This window comes from Zeimonas sediminis, assembly GCF_023721795.1.
GTDB classification, from domain to species: Bacteria; Pseudomonadota; Gammaproteobacteria; order Burkholderiales; family Burkholderiaceae_E; genus Zeimonas; species Zeimonas sediminis.
In genome coordinates, this window is sequence record NZ_JAMQYE010000001.1 from 680,239 (window position 1) to 697,968 (window position 17,730).

General features: G+C 71.1%; 17 protein-coding genes. 5 read left to right on the top strand and 12 right to left on the bottom strand.

From position 1 onward, the window contains the following. Position 1 precedes the first annotated feature (1 nt). Both dapA and M6I34_RS03175 read right to left on the bottom strand, forming a co-directional pair. Positions 2–880, bottom strand: a complete 879-nt coding sequence (dapA, locus tag M6I34_RS03170; RefSeq protein ID WP_418953530.1) for a 4-hydroxy-tetrahydrodipicolinate synthase — start codon at positions 878–880, stop codon at positions 2–4. A 14-nt stretch (positions 881–894) separates the two neighbouring features. Next, on the bottom strand, positions 895–1,482 hold the full coding sequence (locus M6I34_RS03175; protein ID WP_272484265.1) for a class I SAM-dependent methyltransferase: 588 nt from the start codon (positions 1,480–1,482) through the stop codon (positions 895–897). Between the two features lie 41 nt (positions 1,483–1,523). Here M6I34_RS03175 and M6I34_RS03180 point away from each other — a divergent pair, with 41 nt between their 5' ends. Next, on the top strand, positions 1,524–4,217 hold the full coding sequence (locus M6I34_RS03180; protein ID WP_272484266.1) for a sensor domain-containing protein: 2,694 nt from the start codon (positions 1,524–1,526) through the stop codon (positions 4,215–4,217). Here M6I34_RS03180 and M6I34_RS03185 read toward each other — a convergent pair. From M6I34_RS03185 to M6I34_RS03205, 5 genes are all read right to left on the bottom strand, one after another. Further along, positions 4,208–5,410 (bottom strand): tryptophan--tRNA ligase, encoded by a 1,203-nt coding sequence (locus tag M6I34_RS03185; RefSeq protein ID WP_272484267.1) that lies wholly within the window; start codon positions 5,408–5,410, stop codon positions 4,208–4,210. The genes M6I34_RS03180 and M6I34_RS03185 overlap by 10 nt on opposite strands. A 9-nt stretch (positions 5,411–5,419) precedes the next feature. Beyond that, positions 5,420–6,073, bottom strand: a complete 654-nt coding sequence (locus M6I34_RS03190) for a site-2 protease family protein (RefSeq protein WP_272484268.1) — start codon at positions 6,071–6,073, stop codon at positions 5,420–5,422. A gap of 15 nt (positions 6,074–6,088) precedes the next feature. Further along, the gene (locus tag M6I34_RS03195) at positions 6,089–6,718 is read right to left on the bottom strand and encodes an L-threonylcarbamoyladenylate synthase (RefSeq protein WP_272484269.1); all 630 of its coding nucleotides are present in this window, start codon (positions 6,716–6,718) and stop codon (positions 6,089–6,091) included. Further along, positions 6,715–7,599 (bottom strand): 3',5'-nucleoside bisphosphate phosphatase, encoded by an 885-nt coding sequence (locus M6I34_RS03200; protein ID WP_272486588.1) that lies wholly within the window; start codon positions 7,597–7,599, stop codon positions 6,715–6,717. The genes M6I34_RS03195 and M6I34_RS03200 overlap by 4 nt, the downstream gene beginning before the upstream one ends. A 110-nt stretch (positions 7,600–7,709) precedes the next feature. Then, positions 7,710–8,678, bottom strand: coding sequence for an alpha/beta fold hydrolase (locus tag M6I34_RS03205; protein ID WP_336254391.1), 969 nt, complete (start codon positions 8,676–8,678; stop codon positions 7,710–7,712). Between the two features lie 38 nt (positions 8,679–8,716). Here M6I34_RS03205 and M6I34_RS03210 point away from each other — a divergent pair, with 38 nt between their 5' ends. The 4 genes from M6I34_RS03210 to hslO all read left to right on the top strand — a co-directional run bounded on the left by M6I34_RS03210 (position 8,717) and on the right by hslO (position 13,019). Next, positions 8,717–10,423, top strand: a complete 1,707-nt coding sequence (locus M6I34_RS03210; protein ID WP_272484270.1) for an acetate--CoA ligase — start codon at positions 8,717–8,719, stop codon at positions 10,421–10,423. An 18-nt stretch (positions 10,424–10,441) separates the two neighbouring features. After that, the gene (locus M6I34_RS03215) at positions 10,442–11,488 is read left to right on the top strand and encodes a metal-dependent hydrolase (protein WP_272484271.1); all 1,047 of its coding nucleotides are present in this window, start codon (positions 10,442–10,444) and stop codon (positions 11,486–11,488) included. Between the two features lie 84 nt (positions 11,489–11,572). Further along, positions 11,573–12,094: a gamma carbonic anhydrase family protein gene (locus tag M6I34_RS03220; RefSeq protein WP_272484272.1), complete on the top strand. Its 522-nt coding sequence runs from the start codon at positions 11,573–11,575 to the stop codon at positions 12,092–12,094. A 7-nt stretch (positions 12,095–12,101) separates the two neighbouring features. Next, a complete protein-coding gene (hslO, locus tag M6I34_RS03225; RefSeq protein ID WP_272484273.1) occupies positions 12,102–13,019 on the top strand; it encodes an Hsp33 family molecular chaperone HslO in 918 nt (305 codons plus the stop codon). Positions 13,020–13,116: 97 nt separating this feature from the next. Here hslO and ftsB read toward each other — a convergent pair whose 3' ends face one another. The 5 genes from ftsB to M6I34_RS03250 form a co-directional block, all read right to left on the bottom strand. Next, positions 13,117–13,446, bottom strand: a complete 330-nt coding sequence (gene ftsB / locus M6I34_RS03230; RefSeq protein WP_272484274.1) for a cell division protein FtsB — start codon at positions 13,444–13,446, stop codon at positions 13,117–13,119. Positions 13,447–13,510: 64 nt separating this feature from the next. Beyond that, on the bottom strand, positions 13,511–14,794 hold the full coding sequence (eno, locus tag M6I34_RS03235) for a phosphopyruvate hydratase (RefSeq protein WP_272484275.1): 1,284 nt from the start codon (positions 14,792–14,794) through the stop codon (positions 13,511–13,513). Next, entirely contained in the window at positions 14,791–15,090 is a 300-nt protein-coding gene (locus M6I34_RS03240) for a DUF1330 domain-containing protein (protein WP_272484276.1), read from the bottom strand. Before M6I34_RS03240 ends, eno begins: the two co-directional genes overlap by 4 nt. 44 nt (positions 15,091–15,134) lie before the next feature. Further along, complete coding sequence (kdsA, locus tag M6I34_RS03245) at positions 15,135–15,992, bottom strand: 3-deoxy-8-phosphooctulonate synthase (protein ID WP_272484277.1); 858 nt, start codon at positions 15,990–15,992, stop codon at positions 15,135–15,137. 34 nt (positions 15,993–16,026) lie between these two features. Then, the gene (locus M6I34_RS03250) at positions 16,027–17,718 is read right to left on the bottom strand and encodes a CTP synthase (RefSeq protein ID WP_272484278.1); all 1,692 of its coding nucleotides are present in this window, start codon (positions 17,716–17,718) and stop codon (positions 16,027–16,029) included. Between the last annotated feature and the right edge of the window lie 12 nt (positions 17,719–17,730).

Consider the following 17,730-nt stretch of genomic DNA (forward strand, 5'->3'; position numbering starts at 1 on the left):
GTCAATTCAGTACTCCAGCGCTGGCGAGCGCGGCATGCACCGTGTCGCGCTTGCCTTCGGACAGCGGGGTGAGCGGGAGGCGGATGCCGGCGCCGATGCGCCCCATTTCGGCCAGCGCCCACTTGACCGGGATCGGGTTCGCCTCGACGAAGAGGTCGAGGTGCAGCGGCAGCAGCCTGCGATTGATCGCCAGCGCGCCCGGCCAGTCGCCGGCGAGCGCGAGCTCGCACATCTTCGCGACCGGCCCCGGCGCGACGTTCGCGGTGACCGAGATCACGCCGTGACCGCCCATGGCGATCAGGGCGAGCGCCGAGTCGTCGTTGCCGCTGTAGACGGCGAACTGCGGGGGCAGCGCGGCCAGCAGCGCGGACACCCGCGGGATGTCGCCGGTGGCATCCTTGAGGCCGACGATGCCCGGCACCTGCGCCAGGCGCAGCGTCGTCTCGTTGGACAGATCGGCCACGGTGCGACCGGGCACGTTGTAGAGGATGACCGGGAGGTCGACCGCCTCGGCCACCGCGCGGAAATGCCGGTACATGCCTTCCTGGGTCGGCTTGTTGTAGTACGGCACCACCTGCAGCGTGGCCTGGGCCCCGACCTTCTTCGCGGCCTCGGTCAGCTCGATCGCCTCGCGCGTGGAATTCCCGCCGGTGCCGGCGACGACCGGCACGCGGCCCGCCGAATGCTCGACCGCAACCCGGATCAGCTCGATGTGCTCGTCGACGTCGACCGTTGGCGATTCGCCGGTGGTGCCCACCGCGACGATCGCCGCCGTGCCTTCCGCCACGTGCCAGTCGATCAGCTCGCGGTAGGCGTCGAAGTCGAGGCTGCCGTCCTCGTGCATCGGGGTCACGATGGCCACGAGGCTGCCCTTGATCATGGAGGATCCGTCGCTCATGAGAGGTCCGAAGCGAAAAGCGCTAGTTTATCCGAGCCTGCCGCCGGCCGCGCCGCGCAGACCCGCTGCACGATCGCCGGCTTCGGCGCGGCGACGTAGCCCGACTCGTAGGCGGCGATCGTGAGCCCGGCCGCGCGCGCGCGGTCGATCAGCTCGCCCTCGCGCAGCAGGAAATCCGGGTTCGACGGACGCCCGTAGGCCTCGTTGCCCAGCCCGAAGGTCTCGTAGACGAGCCTTCCGCCCGGCGCGAGCAGCCCGCAGACCAGCGCGAAACGCGGCCGGAACAGGTAGTTCGCGACGATCACCGCGTCGAAGGCGGCGGGCGGCAGCGTCCACGCGCCCTGCTCCAGGTCGACGCGCTGGGTCGCGACCGACTCCGCGCCCGCGCGCGCGGCGAGCTCGGCCAGCGCGTCGGCGTCGCGGTCGACCGCCAGCACGCGGTGGCCCAGCGACGCGGCAAGCAGCGCGTGGCGGCCGCTGCCGCAGGCCAGGTCCAGGACGCGGGCCCCCGGCGGCAAGGCCGCGAGCCAGCGGGCGACCCACGCCGAGGGGGCGCCGCCCCCGTGCGATTGCGAATGTGACATCCTTTCTGTCCACCGAGGAAAACGATCGGCTAGATTATCGAATGCTCCGGGATATCGTCCTGTTCGCGCTGGTCTGCGCAGTCGGCTTCGGCGCGTGGCTGCTCTACCCGCAATTGCGCGCGCGCCTGGCGCCGCGGACCGCGGCCCGTGCGACCGAGCCGCAGGATCGCGAGCAGGTGGCCGAGCGACTCGCCGGCCTCGGCTCCTGGGTCCACGAGCTTCGCGACAACCGGCTGCGCTGGAGCGACGGCACCTTCCGCCTGTTCGGCGTCGAGCCTTCGGCCGGCGAGCCCAGCCCGCGCGACTTCTTCGCGGCGATCGAGGCGGCGGACCGCCAGCGCTGGCGCGAGGCCCTTCGCAAGGCGGTTCGCGAGGGCCAGGAAATGAAGGTGGAGTTCCGCTACCGCCGTCCCGACGGGCAGGTCGTCTGGATCCGCATGGCGCTTCGCCCCGAGCCCTCGCCAGACCGGGTGGCGCGCATGTCCGGGATCGTGCAGGACATCTCCGGCATGCGCGCGATGCAGCGCCAGCTCGCCGCCAGCGAGGCCAAGTTCCGCGACCTGACCCAGCTGAGCTCCGACTGGGTCTGGGAGACCGACGCCCGGCACCGCCTCGCCTACCTGTCCGATTCGATCGACACCACGCTCGGCGACTGGGTCCGCGACCTGATCGGGCGCGAGCCCTGGAACGCGCCCGAGTTCGACTTCCTGTCGCCGGCCTGGGACCACTACCGCGCGCTGGTCCAGGCGCACAAGCCTATCGACGGCTTCGAGCACAGCCAGATCGCGCCCGACGGCCGGGTGTTCCACCTGCAACTGAACGGCCGGCCGGTCTTCGATTCCTCCGGCGCCTTCGCCGGCTACCGGGGCACGGGCCGCAACATCACCCGGGAACGGCAGCAACGGCTGCTTCTCGAGCTCGAGGGCGAAATCGCCGCGGTCATCCGCGACGACGCCGAACCTGCCCGCGCGGTGCGCGAGATCGTCGCCGCGCTGTGCAAGCGGCTGGGCTGGATCGGCGGCGTGCGGCTGGCGCGCGCCGAACAGGGCCTCGTGGTCTGCGAGCACGAGGGCTCGCCGGCATTCCAGCGCATGGTCGACGCCCTGCCGCCCTTCCTCGCCTGCGAGGCGAGCGCGCCCGAGCTGCACGTGCTCGACACGGGCCGGCTCGCCTGGTTCCCGTCGCTGGACGGCCAGCCGGAACTCCGCTCGCGCTACCTGGCCACCGAGCTGGGCGCGCGGGCCGCGCTGCTCGCCCCGATCGCCGACGACGAGGGCGGCGCCGACAGCCTGCTGCTCTTCCTGAGCCCGGTCGGCTTCAGCGGCGACGGCTTCGTCGGGCCGATCGCCGACACGCTGTCCCGCACGCTGTCGCTCTACCTGCGCCGCGCCCGGGCCGAGCTGCAGCTCAGGCATGCGTCGATGCACGACGCGCTGACCGGCCTGCCGAACCGCGCCAGCCTGTTGCGCACGCTGGGCGAGCGGCTGGCCGCCGGGTCGCCGCTGGCCGTCCTGTACATCGACCTCGACCGCTACAAGATCATCAACGACACGCTGGGCCATGCGGCCGGCGACCGCGCGCTGGTCGAGATCGCCGAAAGGCTGCGCGGCGCGATCCGGCCGCACGACGTAGCCGCCAGGATGGGCGGCGACGAGTTCGTCGTGATGCTCGCGGGCGCGCTCGAGCACGCAGAGATCGAGGGGCTGGCCCGCGGCATCCTGGCCGCGATCGAGAAGCCCCTGCTTCTGGCCGACCGCGCCTGGCTGCTGTCGGCCAGCATCGGGGTGGCCGTGGCCCCGGCCGACGCTCGCGAGGTCGAGTTGCTGCTGCGCTGCGCCGACAACGCGATGTACGAGGTCAAGAGCGAGGGCCGCAACGACGTCCGCTTCTTCTCGGGCCGGCTCTCCGACGAGCGCGCCGAGCAGCTGCAACTGGCCGCCGAGCTGCCGCTCGCGCTCGAGCGGGGCGAGGTCGAGCTCTACTACCAGCCGGTGCTGGCGATCGGCGAGCGCAGCGTGGTCTGCATCGAGGCCCTGCTCCGCTGGCAGCACCCCGAGCGGGGGCTGCTGCTGCCCGAGCGCTTCCTGCCGGCCGCCGAGCAGTCGCAGCTGATCCGCGAGGTCGGGCTCTGGGCCCTGCGCCGCGCGCTCGACGACCGGGTCCGGCTCGGCGTCGACAGGCACCCGGACATCGCGGTGTCGGTCAACGTGTCGCCCCGCCAGCTGGTCGACGAGGAGTTCGTCGTGCGCCTGGGCGAGCTGCTCGAGGAGCGGCGGCTGCCGCCCCACCTGCTGCGCATCGAGCTGACCGAGAGCGCCCTCGTGGCCGACCCCGAGCGCACGGCCGGCTTGATCGACAGGCTGCGGCGCCTCGGCGTGAAGGTGGTGATCGACAACTTCGGCACCGGCTATGCGTCGCTGTCGTGGCTCAAGCGCCTGCCTGTGGACGGCCTGAAGATCGACCGCGCTTTCGTGCACGGCCTGCCCGGCGACCAGGGCAACGCGGCGATCGTCGAGGCGCTCACCACGATGGCCGCGCGGCTGGGCATCCAGGCGATGGCAGAGGGCGTCGAGACCGCCGCCGAGCTGCGCGGCCTGCGCGCGCTCGACTGCGACCAGGTGCAGGGGGCGCTGATCGCCGACCCGATGCCGATCGACGAGATCGAGGACTTCCTGGAAACGCTGCCGGCGCTGAGGCGGATGCACCTCGCGCCGGTCCGCCGGGCTCAGTCGTAGGAAAGGCCCATCGCCTCGCGCACGTCGCGCATCGTTTCCTGTGCCATCTTGCGCGCCTTCTCGCAGCCGTCGGCCACGATGTTGCGCAGCAGGCTCGGGTCGTCCAGGTACGGCTGGGCCCGCTCGTGGAACTGCTGCTGTTCGGCGATGATCGCGTCGATCACCGGCTGCTTGCACTCCAGGCAGCCGATGCCGGCGCTGCGGCAGCCCTTCTGGACCCAGTCGCGGGTGTCGTCGTCGGAGTAGACCTGGTGCAGCTGCCAGACCGGGCAACGCTGCGGGTCGCCCGGATCGGTGCGGCGCACGCGCGCCGGATCGGTGGGCATCGTGCGGATCTTCTTGGTGACCGACTCCGGCGCCTCGCGCATCGCGATCGCGTTGCCGTAGCTCTTGGACATCTTCTGTCCGTCGATGCCGGGCATTCTCGAGGCCTCGGTCAGCAGCGCCTGCGGCTCGGCCAGGATGATCTTGCGGCTGCCCTCGAGCCAGCCGAACAGGCGCTCGCGGTCGGCCATGCCGAGATTCTGCGCCAGCTCGAGCAGCTCGCGGCCCTGCGCGAGCGCGTCGTCGTCGCCCTGTTCCTGGTAGCGGGTGCGCAGCTCTTGGTAGAGCTTCGCCCGCTTGCTGCCGAGCTTCTTGACCGCCTCGCGCGCCTTGTCCTCGAAGCCCGGCTCGCGGCCGAACAGGTGGTTGAAGCGCCGGGCGATCTCGCGGGTGATCTCGATGTGCGGGACCTGGTCCTCGCCGACCGGCACCCACGCCGCTCGGTACATCAGGATGTCGGCCGCCTGCAGCAGCGGATAGCCGAGGAAGCCGTAGGTGGCCAGGTCTCGGTCGGAGAGCTTTTCCTGCTGGTCCTTGTAGGTCGGCACCCGCTCGAGCCAGCCGAGCGGCGTGGACATCGACAGCAGCAGGTGCAGCTCGGCGTGCTCGGGCACCCGGGACTGGATGAACAGCACCGACTGCTGCGGGTCGATGCCCGCCGCCAGCCAGTCGACCACCATGTCCCAGACGTTGCGCTCGATCACGTCGGGCGAGTCGTAGTGCGTGGTCAGCGCGTGCCAGTCGGCCACGAAGAACAGGCAGGGATGCTCGGACTGGAGCCTCACCCAGTTCTTCAGGGCCCCGTGGTAATGGCCCAGGTGCAGCGCCCCGGTGGGACGCATGCCTGACACGACTCGTTCGGTAAACATGGCGGGAAATCAGAAGAAGACGAGAGAGGCCACGATCCAGTAGCCGAGGTCTATCAGCGGCGACACGACGACGCCGAGCAGACCGAGCGCCAGCAGGCCCAGCACGATGAACAGCCCGAAGGGCTCGAGGCGGGCGTAGGGCAAGGCGAGCTTCGCCGGCAGAAGGCTGAACAGGACCCGCCCGCCGTCGAGCGGAAGGATCGGCACCAGGTTCAGCGCGGCCAGCGCGATGTTGACCTGCACCCCGGCCTTCGCGACCAGCACGAAGTACTCCTCGCCGACGTCGAAGGCGACCATGCCCCTGAGCGCCACCGCCCAGGCCAGCGCCATCAGCATGTTGGCGCCCGGACCGGCGGCGGCGACCAGCCCCATGTCGCGGCGCGGCGAGCGCAGGTTGCTCGCGATGACCGGCACCGGCTTGGCCCAGCCGAACAGCAGCCCGCCGCCCATCGCCTTGCTGGCGAGCAGGATCAGGCCGGGCACGAGCAGCGTGCCGACCGGGTCGACGTGCTTGACGGGATTGATCGTGACCCGCCCCATCGCTTCGGCGGTGCGGTCGCCCAGACGGGACGCCACGAACGCGTGGGCGGCCTCGTGCAGCGTGATCGCGAGAATCACCGGGATCGCGTAGACCGCGACCAGCTGCAGAATGCTGAGTTCCATCGTGCGGCGATTGTATCAGCGGGCCCCGACCATCCCTTGCACGCTCCCCCTTCCGAGCCGGATCACCAGCGGTTCGTCGCCGGTCAGGTCGACCACGGTGGTCGGCTCGAAGGGCTGGCCGCCGGCGTCGAGCACCAGCTCTATGCGCCGGGCCAGCCGCTCGACGACCTCGTCGGCCTCGTGCAGCGGCTCCTCCTCGCCGGGAAGGACCAGGCTCGCGCACAGCAACGGCTCGCCGTGGGCCTCCAGCAGGCCCTGCACGACGGGCGAGTCGGGAACCCGCAGCCCGATCGTCTTGCGCGACGGGTGCCAGAGCCGGCGCGGCGTCTCCTTGGTCGCGTTCAGCACGAAGGTGTAGGGCCCGGGCGTCCACTCCTTCAGGAAGCGGTACTGGCGGTTGTCGACCTGGGCATAGACGGCCAGCTCGGACAGGTCGCGGCACATCAGCGTGAGCAGGTGTTTCTCGTCGAGCCCCCGGATCGCCCGGAGGCGGTCGACCGCCTGCTTGTCGCCGAGCCGGCAGGCCAGCACGTAGCAGGCGTCGGTCGGCATCGCGACCAGGCCGCCGTCGCGCAGGATCTGCGCGGCCTGCCGCAGCAGCCGCGGTTGCGGGTCGACGGGGTGGAGTTCGAATCGCTGGGTCATCCGGGAGCTCCGGGTCGTGCCCTGCTGCGAGGCGCCCCGGGGGCGCCGCAGAGCGCTGCGGTTTCGGGCCAGTCGTGCCAGACCGGCACGACGGTGTCGGGCAAGGGCGGCAGCGCGCCGAGCTCGACCCGGCTCTCGCCGGGGGCATGGAAGTCGGAGCCGCGCGACGCGAGGAAGCCGAATTCGCGCGCGTGGCCGGCGAAGCGGCGGTACTGGTCGGGCGTGTGCGAGCCGCTGACCACCTCGATCGCCTCGCCGCCGGCCGAGCGGAACTCGTCCATCAGCGCCCACAGCCCGCCTTCGTCGAGCCGGTAGCGGCCCGGATGCGCCAGGATCGCGATGCCGCCGGCGCCGCGGATCCAGTCGACCGCCTCCGCCAGCCCCGCCCAGCGATGCGGGACGAAGCCGGGCCGGCCCTCGGACAGGTAGTGGCGGAAGACCTCGCCGACGTCCGCGCAGATGCCCGCCTCGACGATGTGGCGGGCGAAGTGAGTGCGCGAGACCAGCGCCGGGTTGCCGACGTGCCTCAGCGCGCCTTCGTAGGCGTCGGGCACGCCGGCCCGCTCGAGCTGCGCGCCGATCTCGCGAGCGCGCGCGTCGCGGCCGTCGCGCGTGCGGGCCAGCCCCTCGACGAGCGCGGGGTCCCCGGGATCGACCCGCAGGCCGACCACGTGGATGGTCTCGCCGCCCCAGCTGACCGACACCTCGACGCCGGCCACGAAGGCCATGCCGAGCCGCGCGGCCTCGGCCGCCGCCTCGGCGATGCCGGACAGCTCGTCGTGGTCGGTCAGCGCGTGGATCGCCACCCCCGCAGCGTGCGCCCGGCGCACCACCTCGGCCGGCGCGAGCATGCCGTCGGACATCCGGGAATGCGAGTGCAGGTCGGCATTGACCGACCGGGATGCCGGGTCGGCATGCCGCGCCGAGACTGGATCGGCGCGCCGCGCCGAGGCCACGGCCGGTTGCCTGCCGAGGGCCGGATCTCGCCCGTTCACGACAGGAACTCCCGGATCAGCGTCGCGACCGCGTCGGGCCGGTCGTGGTGGAGCATGTGGCCGGCACCAGGCACCGTGACCTGCCTGAGCCGCCGGATCGCCGCGAGCCGCTCGCGGTATTCCGGCTCGCGCACGAAGGCGTGCCAGTCGTTGGCGTGCTCGGACAGCACCCACAGCACTTCGGCCTCGATGCGCCGCCAGACCGCGAGCGTCTCGTCGACCCGGTAGAGCACCGGGTTGACGATCCGGTGCGCCGGGTCGCCGGCCAGCGCGAAGCGGCCGTCGGGCTGCTCCAGCCCCCAGTGCTGCGCGAGGAACATCGCCTGCTCGCCGCGCAGCCGCGGGTCGTTCTTCATAAGCCTGCGGGCGACCGCTTCCCGCGAGTCGTAGTCGCGCAGCGACGCGCCGGCGCGCAGCGCATCCAGCCATTCGCGGTAGCGATCGGGCGCCTGTTCGGGGCAGGTGGGCGGCATGCCGACGCCCTCGAGATTGACCAGCCGGCGCACCCGCTCGGGCCTCACGCCGGCATAGAGCGTGGCCACGTTGCCGCCCATGCTGTGGGCCACGATGTCCACCGCGCCATCCGGCGCCAGCAGGTCCAGCAGCCGGTCGAGGTCGGCCAGGTAGTCGGGGAACCAGTAGCAGTCGGCCGCCGGCCGCTCGCTCAGGCCGAAGCCTCGCCAGTCGGGCGCAAGAAGCGTCCAGTGGGCCGGCAACCGGTCGACGACGAACTGGAAAGAGGCCGAGACGTCCATCCAGCCGTGCAGCAGGAATACGGTCTTCTCCCCGCCTGCCCCGCGCGCAGCGGCGGCGTCGGCCGGCCAGCGGCGCACGTGGCAGCGCAGACCGCGGATCGAGTGGAAGGCGGACTCGCCGGCGCGCACGGGAACATAGGGCGGCGGCAGGTCCGGCGCGGTTTCGGTCGTCGAATGGGCTTCGGTGTTCTGATCGATCTGGCTTGGCACAATAGCGCTCCCGGGCACCATTATAGGAAGCGACGCCGATGGCACGGACGCGAGACGACTACGAGGCCCTGCACGCGGGCTTTCGCTGGCAGGTGCCCCGGCACGTGAACATCGCCGAGCTCTGCTGCGCGCGCTGGGCGCGGGCCGCCGGCCGTACCGCGATCGTCTTCGACCGGGGCGGCGGCCGCGTCGAGCACATCGGCTACCGGGAACTGCACCTCGCGGCGAACCGGCTGGCCAACGCGCTCGCGGCGCTCGGCGTGAAGCGCGGCGACCGGGTCGCGATCGTCCTGCCGCAGCGGCCCGAGACCGCGATCGCGCATTTCGCGATCTACCGTCTCGGCGCGATCGCGATGCCTCTGTCCATCCTGTTCGGCCCCGAGGCCCTGCAGTACCGGCTCGCCGACAGCGAGGCGGTCGCCGCGATCGTCGATGCGAGTCACCTGGACGCGGTTCGCGAGGCCCGCCCCGACTGCCTGCGCCACCTCGTCGTCGCCGACCCGATCGACCAGACCGCCGCCTGCCCGTCGCTCGCCGCCGCGCGAGGCGAACTCGCCTGGAGCGCGCTGCTCGCCGGCGGCGCCGAGCGCTTCGCGCCGGTCCGCACGCTGGCCACCGACCCCGCCGTGCTGATCTACACCAGCGGCACGACCGGGCCGCCCAAGGGCGCGCTGATCCCGCACTCGGCGATCATCGGCAACCTGCCCGGCTTCGTCGCTTCGCAGAACTGGTTCCCCCAGGACGGCGACGTGTTCTGGTCGCCGGCCGACTGGGCCTGGACCGGCGGCCTGATGGACGCGCTGCTCCCGACCTTGTACTTCGGCAAGCCGATCGTGGCCGGCGCCGGCCGCTTCGGGCCGGAGCGCGCCTACGAGCTGCTCGAGCGTCATCGTGTCAGCAACGCCTTCCTGTTCCCGACCGCGCTGAAGATGATGATGAAGCACGACCCTCGGCCCGGCCGCAGCCGATCGCTGGCGCTGCGCGCGATCATGAGCGCCGGCGAATCGGTCGGCGGCACGCTGTTCGACTGGTGCCAGGACGCCTTCGGCATCACGGTCAACGAGATGTACGGCCAGACCGAGACCAACTACATCGTCGGCAATTCGGCGCTGCGCTGGCCCGCGCGGCCCGGCTCGATCGGGCGCGCCTACCCGGGGCACCGGGTCGCGCTGATCGACGACGAGGGCCGCGAGCTTCCTCCGGGCGAGCTCGGCGAGGTCGCGGTCAACCGATTCGACCGCCACGGGCATCCCGATCCGGTGTTCCTGCTCGGCTACTGGCGCAACGAGGCGGCCACCCGGGCGAAGTTCACCGGCGACTGGTGGCGCACCGGCGACCTGGCCACGATGGATGCAGACGGCTACCTGTGGTACGGCGGGCGCGCCGACGACATGTTCAAGTCGGCCGGCTACCGGATCGGTCCGAGCGAGATCGAGAACTGCCTGGTGAAGCACCCGGCGGTCGCCAACGCCGCCGTCGTGCCGAAGCCCGACCCCGAGCGCGGCAACCTGGTCAAGGCCTACGTGGTGCTCGCTCCCGGTCACCTGCAGAGCGAGGGGCTGGTCGCGGAACTGCAGCAGCACGTGCGCGGCAAGCTCGCCCCCTACGAATACCCGAAGGAGATCGAGTTCATCGACGAGCTGCCGATGACGACCACCGGCAAGGTCCAGCGGCGCGTGCTGAGGCTGCGCGAGGAAGAGCGGGCGCTCGAGGCCGGCGGCTCCGAGCCGCCGCCGGGACCCTGAGCGGAGAGCCGCCGACCGATGGATTCCCTGTCGCAGATCGCGCTGGGCGCGGCCGTGGGCGTCGCGGCGATGGGCCGCCGCACCGCCCCGTGGAAGGCCGCGCTGTGGGGCGGCCTGTGCGGCACCCTGCCCGACCTCGACGCGCTGATCGACCACGGCGACGCGGTGTCCAACATGACGCTGCACCGGGCCGAAACGCACGCGCTGTTCTGGCTGAGCCTCGCCTCGCCGCTGATCGCCTGGCTGATCGCCGCCGCCAGCGGCGAGCGCGACCGTTTCGGCCGGTGGTGGCTGGCGGTCTGGCTGGTGCTGGTCACGCATCCGCTGCTCGACGCGATGACCATCTACGGCACGCAACTCGCGCTGCCGTTCAGCGACTGGCCCTTCGGCGTCGGCAGCGTCTTCATCATCGATCCGATGTATACGCTGCCGCTGCTGATCGGGCTCGCGGTCGCGCTGGCACGGCCCGGCCCTGCCCGGCTTCGCGCCAACCTGATCGGCCTCGCCCTGTCGACCGCCTACCTGTGCTGGAGCGTGCTGGCGCAGACCATCGTGGAGGACCGGGTGCGCGGCGCGCTGGCGGCAGCCGGCGACCCTGCCGCGCGCGAGGTCCCGATGCTGGTGACCCCGACCGCCTTCAACACGGTGCTCTGGCGCGTCGTCGTGATGCGCGGCGAGCGCTACGACGAAGGCTTCGTCTCGCTGCTCGACGGCGACCGGGCGCCGCGCTTCACCCGCTTCGACCGGGGCCTGGCCCTGCTCGGGCAGGTGGGCGACCTGCCCGCGGTCGACCGGATGGCGCGCTTCACCCACGGCTTCTGGCGCCTGGCCGAGCGCGAGGGCCGGATCGTGCTGACCGACCTGCGAATGGGCCAGGAGCCCTACTACGCCTTCGCCTTCGCGGTCGCCGAACTCAGCCCGAACCCCGGCCTGCGCGCCGTCGTCCCGGTCAACGTCGGCGGCCGGCGCGGCATGGACGTCGGCGCGAGCCTGCGCTGGCTCGTCGACCGGGCGCTCGGCGCCGACCGCCTTCCGCCCGGCTTTCCCGGCGCGCCCGCCCGGTAGCCCCGGCGCGGTCGCGCGGTGAAGCCGTCGCGATCGCTTAAACTCGGCCCGTTCCTTTCCGACCAACCTCCAGGATTTCCGACCATGGCCATCTACCGCCTCGGCGAGCGCGTCCCGTCCATCCACCCGACCGCCTGGGTCGCCGACTCGGCCGACCTGATCGGCCTCGTCGAGCTGCGCGAGAACGCCAGCGTCTGGTTCAACGCGGCGCTGCGCGGCGACAACGAGCCGATCGTCGTCGGCGCCAACAGCAACGTGCAGGAAGGCGCCGTGCTGCACACCGATCCGGGCTCGCCGCTGGTCATCGGCGAGTGGGTCACCGTGGGCCATCAGGCGATGCTGCACGGCTGCACGATCGGCGAGGGCTCGCTGATCGGCATCCAGGCGATCGTGCTGAACGGCGCGAAGATCGGTCGCAACTGCCTGATCGGCGCCGGCGCGCTGATCGGCGAAGGCAAGGAGATCCCCGACAACAGCGTCGTGCTCGGCGCCCCGGGGCGCGTCGTGCGGCAGCTCAGCGACGAGGACGCGGCCCGCATCCGCGCCGGCACCCTCACCTACGTCGAGCGCGCGCGGTACTACCGCGAGGCGCTGAACCGGGTCTGAGGCGGGAATGACCGACAGGGTCGACCGCTTCATGCTGCGCGGCGCGCCGGTCCGCGGCGAGATCGTCACGCTCGACGAGGCCTGGCGCGAGGTCGTCGCGCGCCACGAGCTGCCCGCCGCGGTGCGCGACCGGCTCGGCGAGCTCTCCGCCGCCGCGCTGCTGCTCGCGGCCACGCTGAAGTTCGACGGCGCGATGGTCGTGCAGATCCACGGCGACGGGCCGGTCTCGCTGTTCGTCGTCGAGTGCCTGACCGACGGCAGCTATCGCGCCACCGTGAAGCTGCGCGAGCCCGACGAGCGCATCGCACACGACGCCTCGCTCGCCTCGCTGGTCAACGCGGGCGGCGGCGGCCGCTTCGTCGTGACGCTCGACCCGCGCGGCGAGTCGCCGAACCGCCAGCCCTGGCAGGGGATCGTCCCGTTCGACGGCGACTCGGTGGCCGACATGCTCGAGCGCTACATGCAGCAGTCCGAGCAGCTGCCGACCCGGCTGTGGCTGGCGGCCGACGAGAGCCGCGCCGTGGGCCTGCTGCTGCAGCGCCTGCCCGACGAAGGCGGAGCGGCCGGCGCGGCGGTCGACGAGGACGGCTGGAACCGGATGCAGCGGCTGGCCGAAACGATCAGCAAGGAAGAGCTGCTCGGCCTCGCGCCGGAGAAGGTGCTCGAGCGGCTCTTCTGGCAAGAGCCGCTGCACGCCTTCGACGGGCGCGACTACCACTTCGCGTGCAGTTGCTCGCGCGAGAAGGTCGTCGGCATGCTCAGGATGCTCGGACGCGACGAGGTCGACGGCATCGTGGCCGAACAGGGCGCGGTGGAAGTGCGCTGCGACTTCTGCAACGAGCTGTGGCGATTCGATGCGGTCGATTGCGGGATGGTGTTCGCCGTGGCCGGCGACCTGGCCCCCGGGACCGCCAGCCATCACTGATCGCCGGTGCGGGGGGTGACGGCCCCCCGCCTCCGGGATCGGCTTGCTCCGGAGCGTCGGCGCGCAGGCGGAAGGTGCCGCGCAGGTTTCCGCTCGCTCAGTCCAGCCGCGTGGCCGCGGTGCGGATCTCGCCGGTGACCGCCGGCATCCGGGTCGGTGTTTCGTTGATCTGCACGAAGATCTCGCCCGGCCGGACCATGCCGAGGTCGTAGCGGGCGCGCTCCTCGACGGCCCGCATGCCCTCGCGCAGGTCGGCGACCTCGGCGGCCAGCGCCTCGTTGCGCGCCGACAGCCGGCCGTTGGCCGCGCGCTGCTGCACCAGCTGCCGATCGAGCTCCCAGACGCGCAGCCAGCCGCCCTTGCCCAGCCACAACGGGTACTGGATCAGGATCAGCAGGCCGGACAGGACCACGGCGAGGATGCGCATCGGCGGCGTTCGCTCCGGGTTGCTCTGGTGGCGCGCGACCGGGACAGCCGGGCGCGCGGCGCTTTCAGCGCAGATTGTAGAACGCGGAGCGGCCCGGATACGAGGCGACCTCGCCGAGGTCCTCCTCGATGCGCAGCAACTGGTTGTACTTGGCGATCCGGTCGGAACGGCTCATCGAGCCGGTCTTGATCTGCAGCGCGTTGGTGGCCACCGCGATGTCGGCGATCGTGGTGTCCTCGGTTTCGCCGGAACGGTGAGACACGACCGCCGTGTAGTTGTGGCGCTTGGCCAGCTCGATCGCTGCGAAGGTCTCGGTCAGCGTGCCGATCTGGTTGATCTTGATGAGGATCGAGTTGGCGATGCCTTCGTCGATGCCCTTCTGCAGGATCTTCGTGTTGGTCACGAACAGGTCGTCGCCGACCAGCTGCACCCGGTCGCCCAGCGCGTCGGTGAGCAGCTTCCAGCCTTCCCAGTCGTTCTCGGCCATGCCGTCCTCGATCGAGACGATCGGGTAGCGGTCGCACCAGGTGGCCAGCAGGTTGGTCAGGTCGCCCGGCGTCAGCACCAGGCCCTCGCCGTCGAGGTGGTACTTGCCGTCGCGGAAGAACTCCGAGGCCGCGCAATCCAGGCCCAGCGCCACCTCGCGCCCGGGCTCGTAGCCGGCCGCCGAGATCGCCTCGAGGATCAGCTGGATCGCCGCCTCGTGGTTCTTGACGCTGGGCGCGAAGCCGCCCTCGTCGCCCACCGCGGTCGACATGCCGCGGTCGTGGATCAGCTTCTTGAGCGCGTGGAAGACCTCGGCGCCGTAGCGCAGCGCCTCGCGGAAGCTCGGGGCGCCGACCGGCAGGATCATGAACTCCTGCATGTCGAGATTGTTGTTCGCGTGCGCGCCGCCGTTGATCACGTTCATCATCGGCACAGGCAAGGACATCGCCCCCGAGCCGCCGAAGTAGCGGTACAGGGGCAGGCCCGACTCCTCGGCCGCTGCCCGCGCGACCGCCATCGACACGGCGAGCGTCGCGTTGGCGCCCAGCCGCGCCTTGTTATCGGTGCCGTCGAGGTCGATCAGCGTGCGATCGATGTAGGCCTGCTCCGAGGCGTCCAGGCCCATGATCGCCTCGGAGATCTCGGTGTTGATGTTCTCGACCGCGGTCAGCACGCCCTTGCCGAGCCAGCGCGACTTGTCGCCGTCGCGCAACTCGATCGCCTCGCGCGAGCCGGTCGACGCCCCCGAGGGCACGGCGGCTCGGCCCAGCACGCCGGACTCGAGCAGCACGTCGCACTCGACGGTGGGATTGCCGCGCGAATCGATGATTTCGCGACCGATGATGTCGACGATCGAACTCATTGCTCGTCCGCTCCCTGGACCACGACCATGTTGAAGAACTCGGTGGCCCCCGCCCGGGCCTCGCGCGCCTGGCGATAGAGGGCCGAGTCGTAGAAGGCCTGCGCCTGCGCGTAGCTCGGGAACTTCAGCACGACCAGGCGGTTCGGCTGCCACTTGCCCTCGAGCACCTGGTGCGCGCCGCCGCGAACCACGAACTCGCCGCCGGCCGAGCGGACCGCCTCGGGGCTCAGCGCCATGTAACCCTTGTACTTGTCGGGATCGGAAACCTTGACGTCGGCGATCACGTAGGCGGTCATCGATGCTCCTGTGTTCGTAGCGTGTTTTCGGGACCCGGAGGCGTTCAGCCCTGCAGGCCGATCTCGGGAAAGCCCGTGCGCTTGACGACCGCGTCGAGCGCGGTCAGCGTGGCGAGCAGCTCGGCCATACGGTCCAGGGGCCAGGCGTTCGGGCCGTCCGACAGTGCGCGAGCGGGGTTCGGATGGGTCTCCATGAACAGCCCGGAAACGCCGGCGGCCACCGCGGCGCGCGCCAGCACCGGCACGTGCTCGCGCTGCCCGCCGGACGAGGTGCCCTGCCCGCCCGGCAGCTGCACCGAGTGCGTGGCGTCGAACACCACCGGGCAGCCGGTCTCGCGCATGATCGCCAGGGAGCGCATGTCCGAGACCAGGTTGTTGTAGCCGAACGAGGCGCCCCGCTCGCAGACCATGATGTTGTCGCCGTCGCCACCGGCCTCGACCGCGGCCTCGCGCGCCTTGTCGACGACGTTCTTCATGTCGTGCGGCGCCAGGAACTGGCCCTTCTTGATGTTGACCGGCCTGCCGGCCGTGGCGACCGCGCGGATGAAGTCGGTCTGCCGCACAAGGAAGGCCGGCGTCTGCAGCACGTCGACCACGTCGGCGACCGGACGCACCTGGTCGATCTCGTGAACGTCGGTCAGCACCGGCACGCCGATCCGCGAGCGGACCGTGTCGAGGATCTTCAGGCCCTCGTCGAGGCCCGGGCCGCGGAAAGACTTGCCCGAGCTGCGGTTGGCCTTGTCGAACGACGACTTGTAGATGAAGGGAACACCGAGCGCCCCGGTGATCTCCTTCAGCCGACCCGCGGTCTCGATCGCGAGCTCCAGGCTCTCGATCGCGCAGGGGCCGGCGATCAGGAACAGCGGCCGGTCGAGCCCGACCTCGAAATCGCAGAGTTTCATTCGGTGCGTGTCCTCCGGATCGACTGCGCCGGACTCAGCCGGCCGCCGCCAGCCTGCCAGCGCGCGCCACGGCGGCATCACCGGCCCGGGCGAGCGCCGCCTCGATGTAGGCCCGGAACAGCGGATGGCCGTCGCGCGGGGTGGAGGTGAACTCGGGGTGGAACTGCACGCCCACGAACCACGGATGCGCGAGCGGGCCGCTGCGCGGCAGCTCGACGATCTCGGTCAGCTTCTCGGTGGGCGTGCGCGCCGAGACCACCAGCCCCGCCTGCTCCAGCTGCGCGACGTAGTGGTTGTTGACCTCGTAGCGATGGCGATGGCGCTCGTTGACCGACTCGCCGTAGATCTCGGCGGCGCGGGTGCCGGCCACGATCGGGCAGCGCTGGGCGCCCAGGCGCATCGTGCCGCCCAGGTCGGACTCGACGCTGCGCTTCTCGACCTTGCCTTCGCGGTCGAGCCATTCGGTGATCAGGCCCACGACCGGATGCGGCGTGTCGGCGTCGAACTCGGTGCTGTTGGCCCCCTGGAGCCCGCAGACGTCGCGGGCGAACTCGATGACCGCCAGCTGCATGCCGAGGCAGATGCCCAGGTAGGGCACGCCGCGCTCGCGCGCGAACCGGATCGCGGCGATCTTGCCCTCGACGCCGCGCTTGCCGAAGCCGCCCGGCACCAGGATCGCATCGAAGCCCTCGAGCATGCCGGTGCCCTCGGACTCGATCCGCTCGGAATCGATGTACTCGATCCTCACCCGGCTCTTCGTGTGGATGCCGGCGTGGATCAGCGCCTCGGACAGCGACTTGTAGGACTCGGTCAGGTCGACGTACTTGCCGACCATCGCGATGCGGACCTCGCGCTCCGGATGCTCGAGCGCGTGCACCAGGCTGTCCCAGACCGAGAGGTCGGCCGGTTTCGTGTCCAGGCGCAGGATCTCGCAGAGCGTGCGATCGACGCCCTGCTCGTGCAGCATGCGCGGGATCTTGTAGATGCTGGTGGCGTCCCAGACCGAGATGACCGAGTCGAGCGGCACGTTGGAGAACAGCGAGATCTTCGCGCGCTCGTCGTCGGGAATCCGGCGGTCGGCCCGGCACATCAGCATGTCGGGCGAGATGCCGATCTCGCGCAGCTTCTGCACCGAGTGCTGGGTCGGCTTGGTCTTGAGCTCGCCGGCCGACGCGATGAACGGCACCAGCGTCAGGTGCACGAAGCAGGAATTGCCGCGGCCGAGCTTCAGGCTCATCTGCCGGACTGCCTCCAGGAAGGGCAGCGACTCGATGTCGCCGACCGTGCCGCCGATCTCGACGATCGCGACCTGGGCCGCCTCGGGCGTGCCGATGCCGGCCCCGCGCTCGATGAAGGCCTGGATCTCGTTGGTGATGTGCGGGATCACCTGGACCGTGCGGCCGAGGTACTCGCCGCGCCGCTCCTTCTTGATCACCGACTCGTAGATCTGGCCGGTGGTGAAGTTGTTCCAGCGGCGCATGCGGGCGCTGACGAAGCGCTCGTAGTGGCCGAGGTCGAGGTCGGTTTCCGCGCCGTCTTCGGTGACGAACACCTCGCCGTGCTGGAACGGGCTCATCGTGCCCGGATCGACGTTGATGTACGGGTCGAGCTTGAGAAGGGTGACCCGGATGCCGCGCGACTCGAGCAGCGCGGCGATCGACGCGGCGGCGATGCCCTTGCCGAGGGAGGACACCACGCCACCGGTGACGAATACGAATTTGGTCATGAAGGTCCGCCG